Genomic DNA, 23955 nt, shown 5'->3' with positions numbered 1-23955 from the left:
ACGCCTGATCCTGGCCAATTCGTCAAAAAGTGTGGGGAAAACTGTGTCATATGTGCGTATAAGTTGAATTTTGATTGCCTCGGTGTGGTGTGCGTCATATGCTGTGATGGATAACAATCCGGGCGGCCCTGACGGTTGCCTCTAGGTTCAAGGGAATCAAACTATGACTGCGTACTCCTCTAGAGCGCCTGGGCGCTCCCGAAGGCTCAAGGCGGCTGCCATTATGGCTACGGCGGCGCTGGGCCTCATGAGCATTTCCTCTCCAGCGCTGGCCGAGGGCTCCAACGTCACAGTGGAGAGTGTTGCAACCTCAGCTATGAGTGGCGAGAAGGTCATCTTCCCGGGCAATGACGGCAAATCACACACCGTCACCTTTGATTCCAAGTCCTTCATGGTTGACGGGGAACGCCTCAACGTCTGGAGCGGGGAGTTCCACCACTGGCGTCTGCCCGGTACGGACGACTGGCGCGACATGTTCCAGAAGATGCGCGCCAGCGGCTTCAACGCCGTCTCCCTCTACTTTTTCTGGGGACTGCACTCCACTGAATCCGGCAAGTTTGACTTCACCGGCATCAAAGACATTGACCTCTTGCTGACCATGGCGGAGGAAGAGGGCCTCTATGTCATTGCCCGCCCCGGCCCCTACGTCAACGCCGAAATCTCCATGGGCGGATTGCCAGCCTACCTGACCAAAAGTGGTGCGGGATCCTTACGCAGCACCGATCCGGAAGCGCTGCGCGAGTCCCTGAGCTGGATTCACGCTTTTAATCAGATCGCCGTTAAACACCAGGTAACCGACGGTGGCGGTTCGATCGTCACCTACCAGGCCGAGAATGAGCTCCTGAATGAAGGTGGCGACCGTCCCGCCTTCATGAAAGAACTTGTCAAGGGCATCAAGGCAGACGGCATCACCGTCCCGGTGTTCCACAACGACTGGGGCTTCAACGGGGCCTACGTCCCGGGCAGTACGAGTGCCGGTGGCAACGTGGGCCTAGACTATTACGCCTTCGACCAGTACCCACTGGGCTTCACTTGTTCCAACGCCCGGGGTCAGATCCCCGACATGGAAGACCGTTTCCGTGCTCGCACCGAAACGAGCCCCATGTTCATTGCGGAGGGTCAGGGCGGAGCCTTCACTCCGTGGGGCGCCAACTTCAACACTGACAAATGCGCCGATTTTGTTGATTCAGCGTTCACCCGCCAGTACGGGGTTAACAACCTGAACAACGGTATCAACATGTTCAATTACTACATGCAGTACGGTGGCACCAACTGGGGCTGGACTGGATCCCCGTCTTCTGGATTCACATCCTATGACTACGGTGCTGCCATCAATGAGGATCGCCAGCTCACCCCCAAGGCATCCGTGCAGAAGGAACTGGGATACTTCCAGAAGGACTTCACCCCGATCTCGAATATGGTTCCGCAGCCCGGCGCCCCCGTCACAATCGATGGCGGTACCGGAAACATCAAGTCGTACCAGCGCATTGCCACCGAGAGCCTGGAGAGTGATTCCGTCTCCGGCAACGGAGCCCGCTACCTGGGCTTCCGTCAGGGTGATAGCAACAGCACAACGGAACTGAACTACTCCATCCCCTTGACTCTTTCCCCGCGTGAAGAGGTTGTGGCCGCCAGCTACACCGTTGATGACAGGGACCCCTCCATCACCTATGCAGGCACGTGGGGCAAGTCCAACGGTGAAGGCTGGGCCGCAGGGAACTACAAGGGCACCGAAACCTTCAGCGACAAGACGGGTGATTCCGTCTCCTACACGTTCACTGGGGCAGGTATCCGCGTCATTTCCGCGCAGTCCATCAACCACGGTTACGGCGATGTTTACATTGACGGTGTCGAGGTGGGTCAGACAAACACCTACCGCGGCCAGAATGCCAACTTCCAGTACGTAGCTTTCCAGAAGGACGGGCTGGACCCGAACGTTCCACACACCATCAAGATTGTGGTCACCGGGCAGAAGGACGCTGCAAGCCAAGGTGCCAACGTCACCATCGACGCCTTTGATGTCATTCCGGCAGCAACAGCACCGGAAGCTCCCGCCGCCCCGATCACCAAGAAGGTCGACGACGTCGATCCCGCCATCGTCTACTCCAAGACTGGAACCGTTTCCGACTGGAGCCATGACACCGGCAAAAATTGGACCGCTAATGACTATATGGGCACCGAAAGCAACAGTGCCAAGACCGGCGCGTACTATGAGTACAAGTTCACGGCCGCCGAGGTGAAGCTGATTTCCGCCACAGCCTACAACCACGCCATTGGTGACGTCTTCATCGACGGTGTCAAGGTGGGCCAGACCAACACGTACCAAGTCGCCGTTGCCAGCACCCCCGGCCAGACTGCGTTTGAGAAAAAGGGTCTGGATCCCACGGTTGAGCACACCATCAAGGTGGTCAACACGGGTGTGAAGGGCGCGCCCGCCGCGGTGGGGACGTTCATCTCCATCGACGCCATTGAAACCTCCACCCCGGCCGCAACCACCCCGGAGACGCCGGCGGATTCCATCACCTTTGCCCGCGTCCCGCAGAAGGCCGGCACTTTCTTGAAGCTCCACGGCCGTGATGCGAACATGGTCATCGCCGATTACGCCTTCGACGGCCAGAAAATGCTTTACAGCACCTCCGAGTTGTTCACGAAGATGCCCGTGGCCAACGGTACCCTGCTGGCGCTCAACGGAGCCAAGGGCGACGACGGCGAAACTGTCCTGCAGTACGTCTCAGAACCCACTGTGACCACGCTGGCTGGCACCGCCGTCGAATCCGTATGGAATGGCGCCACAAAGCAGTTGCGCTTGAACTACATTCATGGCACCAACACCTCGTTCAAGATCACAGGTGGCGGCGCCCCGACCTTGACTGTTGTCACCACGGACCGCTCGGCCACGGCCCAGCAGTGGAGCATTGAGGGAATCGTCAAGGGTGGCACCTCGAACAAGACCGTCATGGTCACGGGTGTTGACCTGCTCCGTTCAGCAGAGTTCGACGGCGACACAGTGCACCTGGTCGGCGATACCAAGGCTGCACGCGCCATCAACATTTACGTTCCGGCAGGAATCACCAAGGCCACCTGGAACGGTGTTGCACTGACCGCCACGGTGGGTGCTAATGGTCAGCTTGTTACAAACCTTGCCGGTCCGGGTGCCGCTGTCCTGCCAGCACTGAGCAATTGGAAGGTTTCCGGGGAGAACCCGGAGTCCGCCAAGGATTTCGATGATGGCGCATGGCAGGTAGCCAACGCCACGTCCTCACCAAACAACCGCCAGGGCCCCGGCACCAACCAGGGCAAGGTCCTGGATACGGCATTCTATGGCTTCTACGAAGGTGACACCTGGTACCGGGCACACTTCACCGCATCCTCGGCGTCCACCAGCATCCAGCTGCGCGGTCAGGGCGGATCTGCGGCTAACATGCTGGTCTGGGTCAATGGCACCTTCGCCGGATCCGCAGCAGCAGATGGCAGCATGAAGGCAATCACGGTTCCGGCCGGGGTCATCAAAAATGGTGAAAAGACTGTGGTTTCGGCAGTGGTCCGTAACCACGGCCAGAACCTTGACTGGTCTGATGACGGACTGTCCCGTCAGAACCGTGGCCTCTTTGATGCCATTTTGCCCAACACCGGTGCTGTGACGTGGAAGCTGCAAGGCGCCAAGGACAAAGCCGCCCCGGTCGATACCGACAGGACCATGTACAACACCGGTGGTCTTTACGGTGAGCGTGCTGGCTGGTACCTGCCCGGATACCCGGACAGCGAATGGGCTGATGCCACCTCGTTCAAGCCAGCTAAGGCCGGCGTGACCTGGTACCGCACCAACTTTAAGCTGGCTGTGCCGGCAGGAACTGATACAGCCCTTGGCTTGAAGATCAACGATGCCAAATTCGAGAATGGACGCCAGTCCTTCGCTCGCGCCGTCATCTACGTCAACGGTTGGAACACGGGAACCTGGGTTGGCAATGTGGGCCCGCAGAGCATCTTCACCATCCCCAGTGGGTTCTTGAACAAGAACGGGGACAACACCCTGGCCATTGTGCTCAGTACCGAGCGCGATGCCCAAGGCCCGGACTCCTTCACCTTGGTAGACCGTGGCACCAGCCTCGGCGGGGTCACGACCAAGCTGAACACGGCACCGGACTACACCCTTCCGGCGGTCACCGCTGCCGCAGCCAAGTCAACGCTCGACGTCGGAGCATCGGCGCTCATCAGTGGCACCTCCGCATTGGCGGCCATCGGTGACGGAGCTTTGACTAACGCTGTTGTCGGCTTTGGTGATGGCAGTGCAGACGTGAGCGTCCCCGTTGTTGGCGGTCAGTACACTGCGGCGCACACCTTTACGCAGGCAGGCGACTATACGGCGAAGGTGACCATCAAGGACGCCATCTCCGGCTCCGTTTTGGGCAGCAAAACAGTGGCGATCAAGGTTGAGGGCACCGTGGAACCCACGGTATCGGCAAGCCCGAGTGCTTCGGCTACGCCGAGTGCTTCGGCTACGCCGAGTGCTTCGGCTACGCCGAGTGCTTCGGCTACGCCGAGTGCTTCGGCTACGCCCAGCGCCTCAGCTACACCGAGTGCTTCGGCTACGCCGAGTGAGAGTGCAACAGCCTCTGTCAGCCCCACGGCTAGCCAGGGCCCGTCGCAGGAACCGGCAACTCCGGGGATTGAACTCAGTGCGGGCACTGTTGCCGCCGGTGGTGCGCTCGTCATTACCGGTGAGAGCTTCTTGCCCGGTAGCAGCGCAACGTTCACGCTGCGTTCCGAGCCGTTGGTGTTGGGGACAGCCAAAGCCGATAAAAACGGTACCGTGCGCCTGAGCGTAACGCTGCCTGCGAATGTTCCGGCGGGTACGCACCGGATCATCATTGACGGTATTGGTCTTGATGGTGAGCCGCAGCAGGTCAGTGCACCGTTGATCATCACAGCCTCCACTGACAGCACCCCTGCAACGGATGCTTCAACGGATGCATCGGATGCCACCACGGCGGCCGTCACTGGTGGGGATGACCTAGCCAGCACGGGTGCCAGCAACGTCTGGATCGGAGGCTTGGCAGCATTGCTGCTGGCTGCCGGTGCAACGGTGTTCCTGCTCAACCGCCGCAGGAGCGCAACACACTAAGCTGTAGAAACTGAGGGCGGGTGCCAGAATATTTTCTGGCACCCGCCCTCAGTGTTTAATTCTCAATGTTTGAGGCCTCGGGGATGTCCAAAGCCTAGAGTGTTTACTGCCAGGTGAGCACAAAAAAGTGGGGCCAGTTGTCTTGGACAACTGGCCCCACTTGTACCGCTTGTAGACAGCCGCAGACGAGCGGTGCTGTTACGGGGTTGCCGTAGCTGTTGCCGTGGCTTCTGGTGTGGCTTCCATGGTGGCCGGAACACTGGCGGCCGGTGTGGGAACAAGTTTCTTGTACTCAGCTAAGGAGCCGTCCAGAACAGGCACGTTCAAAGTAGCCGTTTCAGAGCCGGCACCTGACTGGCGCAGTTCAATGGACTCAATGCTGCCCGGCGGCTGGGCCATAGTGCTCAGGATTGCCTGATCGGACTTGCTGTTGAGCACCAGGGGAACGCCGGGCTGGACAGTGATTTCTGTCTGGGAGCCCTGAGCGCCACTGATGGTCAGGACCATCTGCGAATCAGCGTGGTTGTAGAAAGTGCCTATAACGCGGCCTGGATCCCCTGCTGCTTCAGAGACGATCAGGACGTTGCGCAGTTCCAGCTGGCCCATATCCAATTGCACACCATCAGTGACGGTGACCTCCATGGCGGTGCTTTGCTGGTTGATGGCACTGCAACCGGTGAAGGCCATGGCGCCAATGCCGATGGCGGCAATCAGGCTAAAGCGTTGCGCTCGTTTGGTACTGCGAATGCCGGCAGCGATTCTCACGTCAGTAACTCCTCATGGAAAAGACAAAATATCTTTGTTCAGCTTATCCGCAAACAGGCCAAATGCACGCTTCCGGCAATGAGTGCCGGAGAAGCCGGAACAGGAGGTAGATTCCTGCCTGCACTTTGAGGATCAGGAGTCAAGGGCTGGAGAATTCTCCAATTGTTGGAACAATTGCGCCGCTGGCGTAGCTCCGATTGCCCCTGACCTGCGGAAACTCAAGGGAGCGGGAAGTTAACCGTGGTAAACTAGAAGCATTGGAAAGGGAGAATCCACATGCTTTTTGAGGTCGGCGAGACAGTAGTTTACCCACACCATGGTGCGGCAAAGATCGAAGAGATCAAGATGCGCACCATCCGGGGTGAAGAGAAAATGTATCTCAAGCTCAAGGTTGCGCAGGGGGATCTGACCATTGAGGTCCCTGCGGAAAACGTTGACCTTGTTGGTGTTCGTGATGTTGTCGGCAAGGAAGGCCTTGCGCACGTTTTTGAAGTACTTCGTGCGGAGTTTACGGAGGAGCCCACTAACTGGTCCCGCCGTTACAAGGCCAACTTGGAGAAGCTTGCCTCCGGTGATGTCATCAAGGTTGCCGAGGTCGTGCGTGATCTCTGGCGCCGGGACCATGACCGCGGCTTGTCAGCTGGGGAGAAGCGCATGCTTGCGAAGGCACGCCAGATCCTGATTTCGGAGCTTGCTTTGGCCGAAAAAACTGACGAAGACAAGGCTGCTGAAGTTCTGGACGAGGTCTTGGCCTCGTAGCAGTTGCCTGCACAGCAAAACACAAGAAAACCCCCGCACCCTTCGGTGTGGGGGTTTTTTGCGATGTGGGGCAAATCGTGGCACAAAGCCCAAGTAGAGGCCGCCCGGACTATTCTAGGGATATGAATGAGGTCGAAGAAGGTTCTTGCGCCGTAGTGATTGTTGCCGCCGGATCCGGGCAGCGCCTGGGCTTCGGCGTTCCCAAGGCCCGGGTGCCATTGGCCGGGCAACCCATGCTGCTCCTTGCCATCCGTGGCGTGATCAAGACCGGTGTTGCAGCCCAGATCTGTGTTGCCATTACCGCTGATGACCCGGAGCTGGCAGTCATTTGCGCAAGCGGTGCACACGAGGCTCTGGCCGCCGGAATTCTTTTCAGCGTAGTTGACGGCGGGGCCGAACGTTCTGACTCGGTCGCAGCCGCCCTGGCAGTTGTTGCCCAGGGCGTTGAAACCGTCATGATCCATGATGCTGCCCGGCCTCTGACGCCGTCTGGCGTTTTTCATCGGGTGGCAGGGGCACTGCGTGACGGAGCGAAGGCAGTCATCCCGGCCTTGGCCGTGGTTGACACCATCAAAACTGTGGAGCCGGCACAGCTGCCAGCCACGGGGGCCGGGGTTGAAAAAGTTGTTGGCACGCCAGCACGGCAGGTATTGCGGGCAGTTCAAACACCCCAAGGATTCAAATTGGCCACTCTGCGCCAAGCCCATGCCCACGCGCTGACGCTCACCCCGTCTGAGCTGGCGGCCATCACGGACGACGCCATGATGGTGGAAGCCCTTGGCGAGGAGGTGTTTGTTGTGCAAGGTTCAACGCACAGCCTCAAGATCACCTCCCCCACGGACCTGTTGTTGGCCGAAGCGCTCTTGGAAGGGCCGCTGCGCCCGCGCTGGATTGAAGGCTGAACCCATGAAGCTACCCCGTACTGGTATTGGCGTTGATACGCACGCGTTTGCCCCCGATGATGCGCCCGCACCCCTGTGGCTGGCGGGACTGCTCTGGGAGGGAGAACGCGGACTTAGCGGCCATTCCGACGGCGACGCCGTTGCTCACGCAGCAGCCGACGCCCTGTTTTCAGCGGCCGGAGTTGGCGATCTCGGCGCCCATTTTGGTACCGACCGCCCCGAATATGCGGGAGCATCTGGGGTGAAATTGCTCGGTGAAGCCGCCCGGATTGTACGGGAAGCGGGTTTTGAGATTGGCAATATCGCCGTGCAGTTCATTGGCAACAGGCCTAAGTTCAGCCCGCGCCGTGCGCAGGCACAAGAAGTGCTCAGCGCCGCTGCCGGAGCACCAGTGTCGGTGAGCGCAACCACGTCGGACGGCTTGGGTTTCCCGGGTCGCAACGAAGGCATCACCGCAATTGCCACCGCCTTGGTTATGGAACGCGAGCACCAGGGCCTCGATGGACGCGGTAGCCTAGAGCCGTGACCCTGAGATTCCATGACTCCGCCACTGCCACCGTCCGCGACTTCGTCCCGCTCCAGAAGGGCAAGGCGTCGCTGTACTACTGCGGTGCCACCGTTCAGGGCGAGCCGCACATTGGCCACGTCCGCTCCGCACTGGCCTTTGACCAGCTGACCCGGTGGCTGCAGACCAGCGGCTACGAGGTCACCGTGGTGCGCAATGTGACGGATATTGATGACAAGATCCTGGTCAAGGCTGCCGAAAATAACGAGCCGTGGTGGGCCCTCGCCTACCGTTTTGAGCAGGCCTTCGAGAACGCTTATGACTCACTGGGCATCCTCAAGCCCACCTACGAGCCCCGCGCCACCGGCCACATCCCGGAGATGCACGCGCTCATCCAGACCCTGATCGAGCGTGGCCACGCCTACCCCGCCCTGGATGATTCCGGCGATGTGTACTTCGACGTGCGCTCCTGGAAGGCGTACGGATCCTTGACGCACCAGAACATTGATGACATGCAGGCCGCGCCTGACGCCGATCCCCGGGGCAAGCGCGATCCTCGCGACTTTGCGCTGTGGAAGGGTCATAAAGACGGCGATCCGGAGACTGCCAAGTGGGAGTCACCGTGGGGCGCCGGCCGGCCCGGCTGGCACCTGGAATGCTCGGCCATGGTCACCAAATACCTCGGCACCGAGTTTGATATTCATGGCGGCGGCTTGGATCTGCGCTTCCCGCACCACGAAAACGAGATGGCCCAGTCACAAGCTGCCGGCCACGGCTTCGCCAACTTCTGGATGCACAACGGCATGGTCACCTATCAGGGTGAAAAAATGTCCAAGTCCATCGGCAACACCATTAACCCTCGTGAAATGCTGGAACTCGCCCGGCCGCTAGTGGTGCGCTACTACTTGGGCCAGGCACACTACCGCTCCGTGTTGGACTACCGGCCCACATCGCTCGCCGAGGCCGGCGCCGCCGTCGAACGCATTGAGACGTTCATCGAGGCAGCACGCAAACAGCTGTTTCCCGGCAATGGCTTCGGCTATATTGGCACCCGCCCGGAGGCGTTCGCTGCCGCCATGGACGACGACTTGAACGTTCCTGCGGCGCTGGCAGTACTGCACGAAACAGTAAGGGCAGGCAACACGGCACTGGCTGCTGGCGATGCAGACCGCGTGCAGGAAGCGTTCCTGGCCGTCTTGGGCATGGCCGACGCCTTGGGCATGAACCCCCTGGATGAAAAATGGGCCACTGCAGCGGGATCACCCGCAGCGCTAGGTGCCTTGGACGTGCTCGTCAAGGCCCAGCTCGAGGCGCGGGCACTGGCCCGGGCGGAGAAGAACTGGGCCGAGTCGGATAAGATCCGGGATTTGCTGGCAGCAGCGGGCGTCGTCGTGGCAGACACAGCGGCCGGAGCCACCTGGTCCCTGCAAAAGTAGAGGCTCCCTCACCTTCGGTGGGTTTTGCCCAGGCGCTCCCTCACCTTGGGTGCATGGCGGCCGGTTTACCGTTCGGCACTTGCAGAACCGTCGGGTAAAAACGGCCCGAATGTAACCGAGCGTCGGGTTGGGGTGGGTGAGACTGCGCACTTTTTCCTGTCTGTCGCGCTGTCGATTTGCGTTGAGGCCGTAAGCTATTAGCTACGGGTCTGTTGTTTCCCGTTACGAGGCGTGCCAAAAATGTGCCCGCTGAGAGATTTGTTTGACGAACTTCGGGGCCAGCACAGGGCGCCGCACCAATCGTAAGGGTTTTACCATGGCCAACAATCCCCGTTCCGGCGCCGTCCGCAAGCTCAAGAAGGGCCCCATCAAGGGCACGGGTGGGCTCGGTCGCAAGGCACTCGAGGGCAAGGGCCCGACCCCTAAGGCTGCAGAGCGCACCTATCACAAGGCCTACAAGAACGCGGAGCTGGCCGACCGCTCCGCTGCCAAGCGCGCCGGCACCAGTAACTCCCCGCGCCGCAACAGCGGCCCCAAGGGTAAGGCTACCGAAGAGCTCGTGACGGGCCGTAACTCGGTGCTTGAGGCGCTGCGTGCGGAAATCCCGGCGAAGGCGCTCTATGTCGCCGTCCGCGTTGACATGGACGAGCGTGTGCGCGAATCCATCAAGCTGGCCACCGAGCGCGGTATCCCGCTGCTGGAAGCGCACAAGCCTGAGCTGGACCGCCTCACCGAAGATGCCATCCACCAAGGCCTGGTTTTGCAGATCCCGCCCTACGAGTATGAAGATGCCGTGGACAAGGCTAGTGAAATTCTTGCCAAGTGGAAGAAGGGGCACATTGCCAACGCCCCGCTCATCGTGGCCCTTGACGGCATCACTGATACCCGCAACCTCGGTGCCATCATCCGCAGCGTCTCAGCCTTCTCAGGCCACGCCGTCATCATTCCGGAACGTCGCAGCGCCGGTGTGACCGCCGCTGCATGGAAGACCAGCGCCGGTGCCGCCGTGCGCGTGCCGGTTGCCAAGGCACCCAACTTGAACCGTGCCATTGGTGCGTTCCAGAAGATGGGCTTCTTTGTTCTGGGGCTTGACGGCGACGGCGACGTTTCGCTGCCGGCACTCGGTTTGGCGCAGGAGCCTGTGTGCATTGTGGTGGGCTCCGAAGGTAAGGGTTTGTCTCGCCTGGTTCGGGAAAATTGCGATCAGATTGTCTCCATCCCGATTGACTCGGCCATGGAATCCCTCAACGCCTCCATGGCGGTGGGAATCACCTTGTACGAGATCTCGAAGCTGCGCTCGGCTAAAAGCTAATTATGGCCATCACCGTCATTGAAGCCATCAGTACCCTGGGCGCGGCCTTGTCACGCCATTTCCCCTTGGGCGTCAGCCACATTCCCCGGGAGCATGGGCAGGCTGCGGCCAATGTGGCGGTGTATTCCCCGGCTTACCGCGATGTGGTGTTGTGCTTACAGCCTCCCGGTGGTCACTGGAAGGCTGTGCTGCTCCCTGATAAGACCGACGGCGTCCACCACGGCTTAGTGGAGAACATGCCTGCCGGCACCCGCTACGGTTTTTACGCCGATTTGGGTGCCACGCAGGAGGAAATGCTCCTCATTGATCCGGAAGCTGTTCAGCTCTTGCTGGATCCTTATGGGCAGTACATTGATGAGCATGTTGGCGTGGATGGCGTCACTCGTTACTTATCAGTGCGCATGGACCAGGAGTTTGACTGGGGCACTGTCAAGCGGCCTAACACGCCGTGGCGGGAAACAGTGTTTTATGAGGCGCATGTGCGCGGTCAGACCATGTTGCATCCGGATATTCCCGAAGAAATCCGCGGCAGCTACGCTGGCATGGCCCACCCAGCCATGATTGAGCACCTGGTGGGTCTCGGTGTGACGGCCGTGGAGCTTTTGCCGGTCCATTTTCACATTGATGAGCCGCATCTTCACGGCACTGGGATGAGTAACTACTGGGGTTACAACACCTTGGGGTTTTTTGCCCCACATGTTGGATATGCCAGTGCGGGGGCGCAGGCGGGTGGACCGCAGGCCGTGCAGGCCGAGCTGAAGGGCATGATCAAACTTCTGCACATGGCAGGCATTGAAGTGATCCTTGACGTGGTCTACAACCACACGGCCGAGGGTGGCCCGGGCGGGCCAAGCTACAGCTGGCGGGGCTTGGCGGAAGAGCAGTACTACCGTATGCGCGACGGACACTACTTCGACACCACCGGGTGTGGCAACACCTTGAACTTCAGCAATCCGCACGTTATTAAGATGGCGATGGATTCTCTGCGTTTCTGGGTTGAGGAGTTCCATATTGACGGATTCCGTTTTGATCTGGCAGTTTCATTGGCACGCAACGGCGAGCACGAATTCAACAACCAACATCCGTTCCTGCTGGCAGCAGCCACAGACGGGGTGCTGTCCTCCACGAAACTGATCTCGGAGCCATGGGATGTTGGTTACGGAGGCTGGCAGACGGGACAGTTCCCCACAGGCTGGGCTGACTGGAATGACTCTTTCCGTGACAGCGTCCGGGAAGTGTGGCTGACTGACCGCGCTGCAATGCTGGCTGGATACCATCACAATGGGCTGGCAAAATTTGGTGATGCCCTGGGTGGATCGGCGGAACTTTTTGCGCCGTCGGGCCGCAGCCGCTTGGCCTCGGTCAACTTGATCACGGCCCACGACGGCTTCACCCTGGCCGATCTGACGGCTTATAACCACAAGCACAACGAGGACAACCAGGAAGATAGCCGCGACGGCACCAATAATAATCGCAGCTGGAACCACGGTGTTGAAGGCATCACGAACAATCCGCACACCCAGGCCCAGCGCGCCCGGAGCAGCCGGAACTTGATGGCCACCATGCTGTTGGCGTTGGGTGTTCCCATGATCACTGCGGGCGACGAGCTTGGCCGCAGCCAAGGCGGAAACAACAACGTCTACTGTCAGGACAATGAAATTTCCTGGGTTGACTGGACCATGGATGAAGATGCCAAGACCATGCTCGCCGCCACCCGGTATCTATTGCAGATCCGCAAGGAATTTCTGGCCGCCCAGCCCAGCAGCTACCCTACTCGTGGCGGGCAGTCGTTCATCCACTGGTTTGGTGCTGACGGCCAGCCCATGAGCGCCGAGCGTTGGGGCAATCCGCACGAAAGGGTCCTCACCATGTTGATGGGGTCCCCCGATGGTGCGGTTGACGGACTGGTTGTCTTTAATACCGGCATCACCGATGAGGACGTGGTGCTACCTGCAAACCCGCGTTTCACCAATCAGGACAGTGCCAATCAGGACAGTGCCAATCGGGACAGTCCCAATCAGGACAGTGCCAATTCGGACAGCACCAACCCGGATAGCGCTCATCTCGACAGTGCTAATCTTGGCACCGCCAATCCGGACGGTACCAACCCTGACGTGGGCACCGTCGTATCGCTGCCCTATAGGCTGATCATGAGTACGGAGTCACCAACTGTCTCGCGCGACGGCGGACCCACCTTCCGCCAGTCCCGTTCGGTACCGCAGGTTCAGGCAGGAGACGCCGTACGAGCCAACGCCAACACGGTTCTGCTCTTCCGCAACGACCTCATCGTCCAGTAGCAGCCCGCTTGGCGGGCTGGCTGAGACCACGCCCGGCGGGCTGGCAGAAACACCAAGCCCGCCGCGCTGCTAGAGACCCGCCCCTACGCCGTAGTGATGAGCCCCAGCTCGGCGGGGTTAGCCAGTGCCGGATGGTGGGGCAGGACTTGGACGCCGTAACCGAAGTCACCGGAACGGTCTATCAGCAAATCAGCGGAGAACTGGTACTTGCCGCCCCCGTTGTCCTGGACGGATTCAAGGGCCAGATCCGCAGTGTTGTTCAGCTCATCTGAATCTCCTGCTGTGCCATACACAACGTTGACCCGAACATCGGCCGGGCTCAGTGAACCCAACGTGATGTGGGCGCGGACTTGCAAGGTTTCACCAATTTGTGGTTCGTCAGTGAGCCCGTGGGATTCCACATGGTCAATATGAATCTCCTGCCATGCTGGCCTAACCCGCTCAATCCAGGCCGCCAGCTCCCGCACGGAAGCATAGTTCTCTGCCCGGGCTGCCCGCCCGGCCTCAGCTGCCGGTTGGTACAAACGCTGAACGTATTCGGCCACCATGCGGTTCGCTGAGACGGCGGGTCCCAGATGAGCCAGGGTGTGCTTGATCATGGAGATCCAATGTGCGGGAAGTGCGCTCTGGTGCGGTTGTGACGCTCCGGCAGCTCCTGCTGCGGCAGCCACCACTTCACCGTAAAAGCGCGGCGCAACCTGGGTTTCCAACAATTCGTACAGCGCTGACGCCTCAATGTCGTCCCGTTCGGAATCCCCGGCCCCGGTATTTGCTGTCGGGATCGCCCAGCCGTTTTCGCCGTCGTACATCTCATCCCACCAGCCATCCATGACGGAGAGGTTCAAGGAACCGTTGATGGCGGCCTTCATGCCGGAGGTGCCGCACGCCTCGAGGGGGCGCAGCGGGTTGTTCAGCCAGACGTCGCAGCCGGGGAAGAGCGTGCGTGCCATGGCGATGTCGTAGTTGGGCAGGAACACAATCCGGTGCCGCACCTCGGGGTCGTCGGTGAATTGGACCAGATCCTGGATCATTTTCTTGCCGGCGTCGTCCGCTGGGTGCGACTTTCCGGCAATGATGATCTGGATCGGATGCACCGGATGCAACAAGAGCGCCTTCAGCCGGGCGGGGTCCCGCAACATCAGCGTCAGTCGCTTATAGGTGGGCACGCGCCGGGCGAAACCGATCGTCAGCACGTCCGGGTCCAGGGCGGCATCCGTCCAAGCCAGCTGCGCATCGGCTGCGCCGCGCTTCTTCCACGAGGAGCGCAGCCGGCGTCGGGCGTCCTTCACCAAAGCCAACCGCAGGCGGCGGCGCATGGCCCACACTTCCTCGTCGCTCACCTCGTACACCTTGGACCAGTCAGGGCCGTCAAGGACCTCGGCGCCAAAACGTTCCCGTGCCAGCTCGGCCAGCGCCGGGTCAACCCACGTGGGCACGTGCACACCGTTCGTGACGGAGGTGATGGGCACATCGGCCGTATCAAAACCCGGCCACATACCGGAAAACATGCCGCGCGAGACCACACCGTGCAGCTTCGCCACACCATTCGCGCGTTGAGCTAGGCGCAGACCCATGACGGCCATGTTGAACATTTCACCATCGCCGCCGTCGTAATTTTCCGCGCCCAGGGCCAAAATATCCGCAACGGGAACGCCGGGAGCCAAGGGCCCGGCGAAGAAGTCTTCGATCATGCTGCGGGGGAAGCGGTCAATGCCGGCGGGAACGGGGGTGTGGGTGGTGAAAACGGTCGAGGCACGGCCGGCAGCCAAGGCCTCGCCCCACGTGAGCGGCTCGGGTGTGAGGGCTGGGTCCATGAGCTCGCGGATGCGCTCGATCCCCAAGAATCCTGCATGTCCCTCATTCGTATGGAACACCTCAGGTGCCGCGGTGCCGCTCAGCCGGGCGTGCACACGCAACGCCTTCACCCCGCCCATGCCCAGCAGAAGTTCTTGTGTGAGCCGGTGTTCCCCGCCGCCACCGTACAGCCGGTCGGTGACACCGCGGGCGGCGTCGTCGTTCTCGGCCACGTTGGAATCGAGCATTAGCAGGGGCACCCGGCCAACGTCTGCACGCCACACGTGAGCCCGCAATACCCGGTTCTCCGGCAGGGGAAGCTGAATTTGGACAGGGGTGCCGTCCTCCTCGCGCATCAGTGTCAGCGGAAGGGCATCGGGGTCCAGCAGAGGGTAGCTTTCCTGCTGCCAGGCGTCCCGTGACAGGGACTGCTTGAAGTAACCGGCCTGGTAGAGAAGTCCGACGCCGATCAGCGGCACCCCTAGGTCCGATGCGGATTTTAGATGGTCACCAGCTAAGATACCCAGTCCGCCGGAATACTGTGGCAAGACCTCGGTGATACCAAATTCGGGGGAGAAGTAAGCAATGCATTCAGGTGTTCCAGCGCCGAGTTCCTGGTACCAGCGGGGCTCTGTCAGGTAGCTTTCAAGACTTTCCTGCGCCTGTGCCACACGCGCCACCACGTCAGGGTTAGCTGCCAAATCCGCCAACTGCTCACGGGAGAGTGAAGCGAGCATGGCCAACGGATTGTGACGGGATTTTTCCCAAAGTTCCGGGTTAAACGATTCGAACAGGGCACGCGTGGGCACATGCCAGGACCAGCGGAGGTTGGTGGCCAGCCGGGTTAAGGCAGAAATTTGTGCGGGAACGAGTGTGCGGACAGTAAATCTGCGGATTGCCTTCATGCCGGTCACACTAGCCCAACCCTGCCGGGGCCGAAGAGTAAATGTGAGAAATTGGCGCCGTGTTACGTCCGCCAGCACCCTCGCCGTCAAGTGTTCTGCCGAATCAGTGCTCGTGTGACGGCCATCTGGCCAAAATGGCGGGGGACCTTAGCAATCCGGGCCGCGAGTCGCTAACGTTCATTTTGTGAGTATTTCCAAGCCTTCGCGTAATGTGCCCGTCGCCTCCTCGGGCCCCGCCCTCTCAAAATCAGGCAAAGGGGTGCCTGCTGCTGCGCCTTCCAGCGCGCCCGCTGATCCACGGCAGGGCTTGCGCTTTGGCCGAATTCCCATCACGAATGTCCAGCCCGTCTTAGAAGCTGGCAGCTTCAGCGCCAAGGCCATTCGCGGTGCTGATGTGCAGGTCAGCGCAGTGATTTTCCGTGAAGGGCATGACGCCTTGGGTGCCACCGCAATTCTCTTGGCGCCGGATAAAAGCGAGGCACAGCGCACCGCCATGAAACCCGGGGCTAAGGGCTCGGATAGCTGGCATGGGGTACTGACGCCCGCCTTCGAAGGTGCGTGGAGCTTTGCCATCGAAGGCTGGACCGATAACTACGCCACGTGGGCGCACAACGCGCAGGTCAAGATCAATGCCGAGGTTGATGTCGAGGTCATGCTGGCAGAAGGGGCGCTGCTACTAAGTACCGCTGCCAAAGACGCTAAGGCCACTGCTCCCGAGGCCGCCAAAGTTTTCAAGGCGGCGGCGCGGACATTGGCAGATTCTTCCCTCAACACCAATGACCGTCTGGCTGGCGGAACGGGCAAGGAGGTCCGTGCCGCCGTGGCACATTTCCCGCTGCGGGATCACGTGACGCGCAGCGCTGAATATCCGCTGATGGTTGAGAGAGATGCCGCCGGGCGTGGCGCGTGGTACGAATTTTTCCCGCGTTCAGAGGGTGCCCGCCGCAATCCTGACACGGGGGAGTGGACCAGTGGGAATTTCCGCACTGCCGCGCATCGCTTGCCAGCGGTGGCAGCCATGGGATTCGACGTTGTGTACCTGCCGCCCATCCACCCCATCGGCACCATCAACCGCAAGGGACCCAACAACTCGCTCGTGGCGGCACCGGCGGATCCGGGTTCTCCGTGGGCCATTGGCTCGGCAGCCGGCGGGCATGACGCCATCCACCCGGACTTGGGCACGGAAGCAGATTTTGCTGCCTTTGTTGCAGCCGCGGAAGAGCTGGAGCTGGAAGTTGCGCTCGATCTTGCCTTGCAATGCGCCCCTGATCATCCTTGGGCCACCGAGCATCCGCAATGGTTCACCACGCGGGTGGACGGGACCATTGCCTACGCGGAGAATCCGCCCAAGAAGTACCAGGATATTTACCCCCTGAACTTTGATAATGATCCGGCAGGGCTCAGCGCAGAGATTTTGCGGATTGTGCGGCTGTGGATTGAGCGGGGTGTACGGATTTTCCGGGTTGATAACCCGCACACCAAGCCCGTCTGGTTCTGGGAATGGCTCATTGGCACCATCAATGCAGAGAGGCCCGACGTCGTTTTCCTCGCCGAGGCCTTCACCCGCCCGGCCATGATGGCAGCATTGGGCCGGGCTGGTTTCCAGCAGTCGTACAGCTACTTCACCTGGCGCAACACCAAGGAGGAGCTGGAGGAATACTTAGTCCATGTGAGCCACGAATCGGCAGGCTACTTCCGCCCCAACTTCTTTGTGAACACCCCGGACATTCTCACTGAGTACCTGCAGTACGGTGGGCCCGCAGCGTTCAAGATCCGTGCAATCCTCGCCGCCATGTCCAGCCCCTTGTGGGGCATGTATGCCGGCTATGAGCTGTATGAGCATGTGGCACGCCCCGGCTCCGAAGAAAACATTGATAACGAGAAATATGAGTACAAGGACCGGGACTTTGCCGCTGCGCAGGCGAATGGTAAGTCACTGGCACCGTTTGTGAGCCGCCTAAATGAGATTCGGCGTGCACACCCGGCTTTGCTGGATTTGCAGAATCTGAGCCTGCACGAGAGCTCGGATGACGCCACCTTGGTGTTTAGCAAGCACAAAAACATTGCCGCCACGGCCACCGAGCCGGCACGGAAGGACACCATCATTGTGGTCATCAACGTGGACCCGCACAGCATGCGTGAGGGCCAAGTGACCCTCGATCTTGATGCGCTGGAATTGGATGGACTGTCCCCGGACGGCACGTTCTTGGTGAACGATCTGCTCACCGGGGCCACCTGGAATTGGGGCAAAAAGAACTACTTCCGCCTCGACGCGCACATGGAACCGGCACATATTCTGCACGTTAGGAGATAACGCTATGGCTTTTGGCTTCAACAACAGCGCACCACACTTCAACCTGAACGCCCCCGGTGTCTCACACGATCCGCACTGGTACCGAAAGGCTGTTTTCTACGAAGTACTTGTGCAGAGCTTTGCCGATTCCAACGGTGACGGGACGGGAGATTTTGACGGTCTGATTTCACGGCTGGACTATCTACAGTGGCTGGGTATCGACTGCCTCTGGCTACCGCCGTTCTTTGATTCGCCCCTGTTGGACGGTGGTTATGACGTCCGTGATTTCACGGCTGTCATGGAGACGTACGGCACCATGTCCAACTTCAAGTCGCTGGTGACCCAAGTGCACGAACGCGGCATGCGGATCATCATTGACCTGCCCCTGAATCACACCTCTGACCAGCACCCCTGGTTCAAGGCGTCCAGAGAGGATCCGGAGGGGCCCTACGGTGATTTTTACATGTGGAGTGACACCACCGATCTCTACAAAGACGCACGTATCATCTTCGTAGATACGGAAGAGTCCAACTGGGGCTTTGACCCCATCCGCCGCCAGTATTTTTGGCACCGGTTTTTCAGTCACCAGCCGGATCTGAATTTCAAGAACCCTGCCGTGTGCGAGGCCATTTTTGACGTGGTGCGGTTTTGGCTGGCTCAGGGAATCGATGGTTTCCGGGCGGATGCCATTCCCTACCTGTTTGCCGAAGATGGCACCAACTGCGAGAACCTGCCGGCAACGCACCAGTTCCTGGTGGACCTGCGGGCCATGGTGGACAGGGAGTTTCCCGGCCGGATCATCATCGCCGAGGCAAACCAGATGCCCCATGAGGTGGTGGACTACTTCGGCACGCCCGAGGAACCCGAATGCCATATGGCCTTCCACTTCCCCATCATGCCGCGGCTGTACTATGCGCTGCGGGATCAGAAGGCCGCACCGATCATTGAAACCATGGCCAACACTCCTGACATCCCGTTTGGTGCCCAGTGGGGGACGTTCCTGCGCAACCATGACGAGCTCACCCTGGAGATGGTGACACCTAGCGAGCGTGAAGCCATGCTCGGCTGGTACGCACCTGACTCGCGCATGCAGGCCAACGTCGGCATCAGGCGGCGGCTGGCGCCCCTGCTGGACAACTCCAGGGCAGAGATGGAACTGATCAACGCCCTGCTGCTGGCCCTTCCCGGAAGTCCGTTTCTGTACTACGGGGACGAGATCGGCATGGGGGATAACATCTGGCTCGATGACAGGGACGCCTCCCGCACGCCGATGCAGTGGAACCCTGACCGGAATGCGGGCTTTTCCAGCGCGGATCCGGGCAAGCTGTTCCTGCCAGTTGTGCAGTCGCTCGTGTACCACTACAACCACGTGAACGTGGAGGCGCAGGTGGCGCACTTTAGTTCCTTCCTGCATTGGAACAAACAAATTCTTGGCGTCCGTAAGGTCCACCCAGCCTTTGGCCTGGGCCGTTACGAATCCCTCACCACGTCCAACGAGTCGGTGCTAGCCTTCCTGCGAGTGCTGCCAGTGGGCAACGAGGAGGGGGAGCAGCCTGAAACTATCTTGTGCATTTACAACCTGTCTCAGCACCCCGCCTGCGCCACGGTGAGCGCACCCAAGCTGGCCAACCGCGGATTGCGTGACGTGTTTGGCGGCGATATTTTCCCCGGAATTGACGACGGCGGCCAACTCACCGTGACGCTGGGCTCGTACGACTTCTTTTGGCTCAGGGTGCGCTCACAAGCGTCCAACGCCTCGTCCATGCATACCCAATCAATGCCGGTCATTGACGGCACGGATCTAGGCTACTGATGGCCGCGTCACTGCTTGACCTACTGGGAACATGGTTGCCCCACCAACGTTGGTACCCCCGTAAGGATGTAGACGGGGAACAGATGGTCATTGAGTCAGAGCTGGAACTACCCTCTTTGACCCGTGGCATCTCCTTTAGGGTGGTATTTGTGCGGGTTGGGCCAGCGGACTCCGAGGTGGCGCCAAGCGAGCACCTTTCCCCAGCCCAGCACCACGCCAGCAGTGGCTTCCTACTGCAAGTGCCCTTGACTTTTCACCACACATCCGGTTTTAGCTCAGCTGTGTCGGAACAGCTCTGTGACGCTGAGGTGCCTGGTGTTGAGATTGGCCACGTGGCAGGTGCGCGCGTGTACGACGCACTAGCTGATCCGGCCTTTCTGCGAGCGTGGCTGGAACTGCTGGGCGGATCGGCTAAGTCTGGCACGTTGGGGGCAGGAACTTCCGGGATGGGAGTGCGCGGCTGGAGTGATGACCGGCTCGCCCATCTTCTGGGCGCCAACTCCGTCTCCCGTAGCGGCGTATCTCACGTCAGGGTGGTGGGGACCGAGCAGTCAAACACGTCCGTCATCTTTGAGCTGGCGGGAGAGCCTCTCATTGCCAAGTTCTTCAGGGTTCTGCAACAGGGCGTGCACCCTGAACAGGAAATCGGCAGGGCCCTTGCCGGTCTGACTGGACGCAGTGCTGTCCCGCAGGTTCCTGCGCTGAGGCTTTCGGTGGAGAACGTGCGCAATGACACTACGTTGTTTGTGGTGCATGACTTTGTGCCAGGCGCCGTGGATGGATGGACCTTCGCTTTGGCCGCTGCCGCCGAGGGTGCGGATTTTTCCGAGCAAGCCCAGGCCATGGGTGAGGCCTTGGCCGAAGTTCACCGCGGACTGGCGGAAAGTATGGGTGCGCACAGCCAGGATTCGGCGGGCGTCACTGAGTTTATCGGCGGGCTTTCGGCGCGGTTGCGTGCTGGCTGGGGGCTTGCTGGCTCCGCCGTGGGAGCTTACTCTGGCCAGTTCCAGGATGTTTTGGCACATCTGGATCAAATAAACCAGCTTCCGCCACTACAGCGCATCCACGGCGACTTGCACTTAGGTCAACTGCTTCACCAGGAAGTACTCGGTGCGGGGCAATGGCATGTTTTGGACTTCGAGGGGGAGCCGTTGCGTCCGCTTGCTGATCGCGGCCAAGCGGATGTGGTGTTGCGGGATGTGGTGGGCATGTTGCGGTCCTTCGAATACGCCGGTGCGCAAGCCGCGAGTACCGCAGAGACCTCCCAGCTTGCAGCAGCAGCATGGGCCAAGAGTGCCTCCGCCGCGTTCATTGCGGGCTACGAGAGTAGATCTGGCACAACAACTGGCCAGAATTCTGCGCTTTTCACGGCATTGTGGCTAGACAAAGCTCTTTATGAGGTTGTGTATGAATTACAAAACCGGCCCACTTGGGTTTGGGTGCCGGTAAATGCCGTGCGGGAACTGTTTGAATCAAGGGAAAGTGGTGTGGACGTGGGACTTAATGAACTCGCCCCGATGGCAGTAGATGCAGATGTTTTGGCCAGAATTTCTGAAGGCACGTACTACGCGCCACACTCAGTGCTAGGTGGCCATCTGGGCAGCGAGGGTTTTGCAACCATCCGCACCTTGCGCCACTTGGCACAGTCAGCCCACGTGGTCACAAGTACCGAGAGCTACCCCATGAGCCACGAACAAGGAGGCATCTGGGTGGCGGTGGTTCCCGTGGATGATTCAGGTAGGGTCCCTGATTATCGCCTGGATGTACAGTACGCGGACGGCGTGCACCGTTGCGATGACCCCTACCGCTACATGCCAACAGTGGGCGAGCTGGATATGCACCTGATTGGGGAGGGCCGGCACGAGACGCTGTGGACAGTCCTCGGCGCACACGTGAAGCGTTACCACTCGGAACTAGGTGAGGTTTCCGGCGTCAGCTTCGCCGTCTGGGTTCCCGGTGTGCAGGCTGTGCGCGTCATTGGTGAGTTCAATAGCTGGGATGGCCGTGCCCATGCCATGCGGAGCCTGGGCAGCAGCGGTATTTGGGAGCTGTTCATCCCCGATGTTGCGGCGGGGGAGTGCTACAAGTTTGAGATCCTCACCGAGGCCGGAGCGTGGCTGCAAAAAGCTGACCCCATGGCCTATGGCACCGAAGTGCCACCGCTGACGGCGTCGTGCGTGGTGGAGTCCAGGTACGCATTCCAAGACGGCGATTGGATGGCGCAGCGGGCTAAAACCGATCCGCACAACGCCCCCATGAGCGTCTATGAGGTTCATCTTGGATCATGGCGGCCAGGGCTGAGCTATGTGGAACTGGCTAAGGAACTCGTTGAGTATGTGCAGTGGCTAGGCTTCACCCATGTTGAGCTCATGCCCGTAGCCGAGCACCCCTTTGGCGGTTCCTGGGGATACCAGGTCACCTCCTACTTCGCTCCAACCTCGCGGTTTGGCCACCCGGACCAGTTCCGGCATCTTGTGGATGCCCTGCACCAGGCCGGGATCGGCGTCATCATGGACTGGGTGCCGGCTCACTTCCCCAAGGATGAATGGGCGCTGGCCAAATTCAACGGTGGCCCGCAGTACGAGCACGCGGATCCTCGCCTAGGTGAGCATCCTGACTGGGGTACGCTGATTTTTGACTTTGGCCGCAACGAGGTTCGCAACTTCCTCGTAGCCAACGCACTCTACTGGTTTGAAGAATTCCACATTGACGGACTGCGTGTGGACGCCGTTGCCTCCATGTTGTATTTGGATTATTCCCGCGACGACGGGGCATGGAGCCCCAACCGCTTTGGTGGCCGGGAAAATCTGGAAGCCATCAGTTTCTTGCAGGAAATGAATGCAACTGCCTACCGCCGCAATCCCGGTATTGTCACTATTGCTGAGGAGTCCACGGCGTTCCCAGGAGTTACGGCACCCACTAGCGGAGGCGGACTGGGATTTGGCATCAAGTGGAACATGGGTTGGATGCATGATTCGCTGACCTATATGGCGGAAGACCCCATCAACCGCGGCTGGCATCACAACCAGATCACTTTTTCGCTGGCGTACGCGTTTACGGAAAGCTTCCTGCTGCCCATCAGCCATGACGAGGTGGTCCATGGCAAGGGATCCCTGCTGCGTAAGATGCCAGGAGATCGATGGCAGCAATTGGCAAACCTTCGGGCCTACTTGGCATTCCAATGGGCTCATCCGGGTAAGCAGCTGATCTTTATGGGAACGGAGTTCGGCCAGGAAGCAGAGTGGAGTGAACAGCACGGTCTTGACTGGTGGCTGGCAGAGAACCCTGCCCACAGTGGGATCCAAGAGTTGGTCAAGGATCTAAACGCCAGTTATGTGAACACCCCGGCACTGTATGAGCTGGACAACGTTGCTGATGGCTTCAGCTGGCTCAACGGTGGAGATACGGAAAATAACGTTCTTTCCTTTATCCGATGGGACAAAGCAGGTAATCCGCTGGTGTGCATCATCAACTTCGCTGGCGTTGCGTATGAAGGCTACCGCGTGGGCCTACCCTCAGCCGGGGTGTGGAGAGAATCCCTTAACACGGATCTTTCCATCTATGGTGGCTCCGATGTCCGCAATGTTGGGGATTTGCAGGCAGAGGAACTGCCCTGGGATGGAAGGGATGCCTCTCTTCGTTTACGAGTTCCACCGCTAAGTGCCGTGTATCTACTTCCGGCAGAGCCCTCTGGCCTCTAGGAACTTGGCTCTCGAAGTTCACCTGCCCGTCGTTTTGTGTTCACGGCGGGCAGGTGCTAAAGTTAGTACTCCGCTGAACGAATGGTTCAGATCCGGACTAGACCAAACCACGTGGCCTCGAAAATAGGCCTAATGGTGCGTGTTCAAATGAAAGTTTGAATTCAGTCGAAATCAAGGATTTGACATACATAAATTCGTGCGGGTAAGGTTGGAAAGTTGCCCCGGCGCTGATCGTTACGGATTTTTTGATGGTTCGGATGTGTTGGTTGGGTGTGGTTGTTGTTTGAGAACTCAATAGTGTGCCAAGTTTTATTGATACCAATTTATTGTAATTGAATTGGTTATTTGGTT

At 59.7% G+C, this 23955-nt stretch carries 13 protein-coding genes; 10 read left to right on the top strand and 3 right to left on the bottom strand.

From position 1 onward, the window contains the following. Nucleotides 1-163 precede the first annotated feature (163 nt). On the top strand, nucleotides 164-5122 hold the full coding sequence (locus CVS29_RS03485; protein WP_146212987.1) for a beta-galactosidase: 4959 nt from the start codon (nucleotides 164-166) through the stop codon (nucleotides 5120-5122). Nucleotides 5123-5320: 198 nt separating this feature from the next. Here CVS29_RS03485 and CVS29_RS03480 read toward each other — a convergent pair whose 3' ends face one another. Next, a complete protein-coding gene (locus CVS29_RS03480) occupies nucleotides 5321-5887 on the bottom strand; it encodes a hypothetical protein (RefSeq protein ID WP_110104974.1) in 567 nt (188 codons plus the stop codon). Between the two features lie 276 nt (nucleotides 5888-6163). On the opposite strand from CVS29_RS03480, the gene CVS29_RS03475 reads away from it, so the two are divergent. From CVS29_RS03475 to glgX, 6 genes are all read left to right on the top strand, one after another. After that, nucleotides 6164-6646, top strand: coding sequence for a CarD family transcriptional regulator (locus CVS29_RS03475; protein WP_062285384.1), 483 nt, complete (start codon nucleotides 6164-6166; stop codon nucleotides 6644-6646). A 122-nt stretch (nucleotides 6647-6768) separates the two neighbouring features. Continuing rightward, complete coding sequence (gene ispD / locus CVS29_RS03470) at nucleotides 6769-7548, top strand: 2-C-methyl-D-erythritol 4-phosphate cytidylyltransferase (RefSeq protein WP_110104973.1); 780 nt, start codon at nucleotides 6769-6771, stop codon at nucleotides 7546-7548. A 4-nt stretch (nucleotides 7549-7552) separates the two neighbouring features. After that, nucleotides 7553-8074 (top strand): 2-C-methyl-D-erythritol 2,4-cyclodiphosphate synthase, encoded by a 522-nt coding sequence (ispF, locus tag CVS29_RS03465; protein ID WP_110104972.1) that lies wholly within the window; start codon nucleotides 7553-7555, stop codon nucleotides 8072-8074. Continuing rightward, nucleotides 8071-9489, top strand: coding sequence for a cysteine--tRNA ligase (gene cysS, locus CVS29_RS03460; RefSeq protein WP_110104971.1), 1419 nt, complete (start codon nucleotides 8071-8073; stop codon nucleotides 9487-9489). The genes ispF and cysS overlap by 4 nt, the downstream gene beginning before the upstream one ends. Nucleotides 9490-9805: 316 nt before the next feature. Continuing rightward, the gene (gene rlmB / locus CVS29_RS03455) at nucleotides 9806-10801 is read left to right on the top strand and encodes a 23S rRNA (guanosine(2251)-2'-O)-methyltransferase RlmB (protein ID WP_110104970.1); all 996 of its coding nucleotides are present in this window, start codon (nucleotides 9806-9808) and stop codon (nucleotides 10799-10801) included. Nucleotides 10802-10803: 2 nt separating this feature from the next. After that, entirely contained in the window at nucleotides 10804-13098 is a 2295-nt protein-coding gene (gene glgX, locus CVS29_RS03450; protein ID WP_110104969.1) for a glycogen debranching protein GlgX, read from the top strand. Between the two features lie 83 nt (nucleotides 13099-13181). Here the strand turns inward: glgX and glgP are convergent, their stop codons facing one another. Beyond that, nucleotides 13182-15797: an alpha-glucan family phosphorylase gene (gene glgP, locus CVS29_RS03445; protein WP_179442326.1), complete on the bottom strand. Its 2616-nt coding sequence runs from the start codon at nucleotides 15795-15797 to the stop codon at nucleotides 13182-13184. A gap of 259 nt (nucleotides 15798-16056) precedes the next feature. Here glgP and CVS29_RS03440 point away from each other — a divergent pair, with 259 nt between their 5' ends. From CVS29_RS03440 to glgB, 3 genes are read left to right on the top strand one after another with little or no spacing between them, the layout of a single operon-like run. Next, nucleotides 16057-18111, top strand: coding sequence for an alpha-1,4-glucan--maltose-1-phosphate maltosyltransferase (locus CVS29_RS03440; RefSeq protein ID WP_110104967.1), 2055 nt, complete (start codon nucleotides 16057-16059; stop codon nucleotides 18109-18111). A 4-nt stretch (nucleotides 18112-18115) separates the two neighbouring features. After that, entirely contained in the window at nucleotides 18116-19903 is a 1788-nt protein-coding gene (treS, locus tag CVS29_RS03435) for a maltose alpha-D-glucosyltransferase (protein WP_110104966.1), read from the top strand. Beyond that, nucleotides 19903-23604, top strand: coding sequence for a 1,4-alpha-glucan branching protein GlgB (glgB, locus tag CVS29_RS03430; protein WP_110104965.1), 3702 nt, complete (start codon nucleotides 19903-19905; stop codon nucleotides 23602-23604). The genes treS and glgB overlap by 1 nt, the downstream gene beginning before the upstream one ends. Nucleotides 23605-23701: 97 nt before the next feature. Here the strand turns inward: glgB and CVS29_RS18615 are convergent. After that, a partial coding sequence (locus CVS29_RS18615; RefSeq protein WP_211315088.1) for a hypothetical protein occupies nucleotides 23702-23955 on the bottom strand: 254 nt, incomplete at its 5' end.

Origin of the sequence: Arthrobacter psychrochitiniphilus, assembly GCF_003185915.1 — a bacterium.
In the GTDB taxonomy this organism is placed as follows: domain Bacteria; phylum Actinomycetota; class Actinomycetes; order Actinomycetales; family Micrococcaceae; genus Specibacter; species Specibacter psychrochitiniphilus.
This window is presented reverse-complemented; position numbering and strand designations above follow the sequence as displayed.

Coding starts and splice junctions, on each gene's coding strand:
- CVS29_RS03485 (WP_146212987.1), top strand. CDS start 164: ATGACTGCGTACTCCTCTAGAGCGCCTGGGCGCTCCCGAAGGCTCAAG.
- CVS29_RS03475 (WP_062285384.1), top strand. CDS start 6,164: ATGCTTTTTGAGGTCGGCGAGACAGTAGTTTACCCACACCATGGTGCG.
- ispD (WP_110104973.1), top strand. CDS start 6,769: ATGAATGAGGTCGAAGAAGGTTCTTGCGCCGTAGTGATTGTTGCCGCC.
- ispF (WP_110104972.1), top strand. CDS start 7,553: ATGAAGCTACCCCGTACTGGTATTGGCGTTGATACGCACGCGTTTGCC.
- rlmB (WP_110104970.1), top strand. CDS start 9,806: ATGGCCAACAATCCCCGTTCCGGCGCCGTCCGCAAGCTCAAGAAGGGC.
- glgX (WP_110104969.1), top strand. CDS start 10,804: ATGGCCATCACCGTCATTGAAGCCATCAGTACCCTGGGCGCGGCCTTG.
- glgP (WP_179442326.1), bottom strand. CDS start 15,797: ATGAAGGCAATCCGCAGATTTACTGTCCGCACACTCGTTCCCGCACAA.
- treS (WP_110104966.1), top strand. CDS start 18,116: ATGGCTTTTGGCTTCAACAACAGCGCACCACACTTCAACCTGAACGCC.
- glgB (WP_110104965.1), top strand. CDS start 19,903: ATGGCCGCGTCACTGCTTGACCTACTGGGAACATGGTTGCCCCACCAA.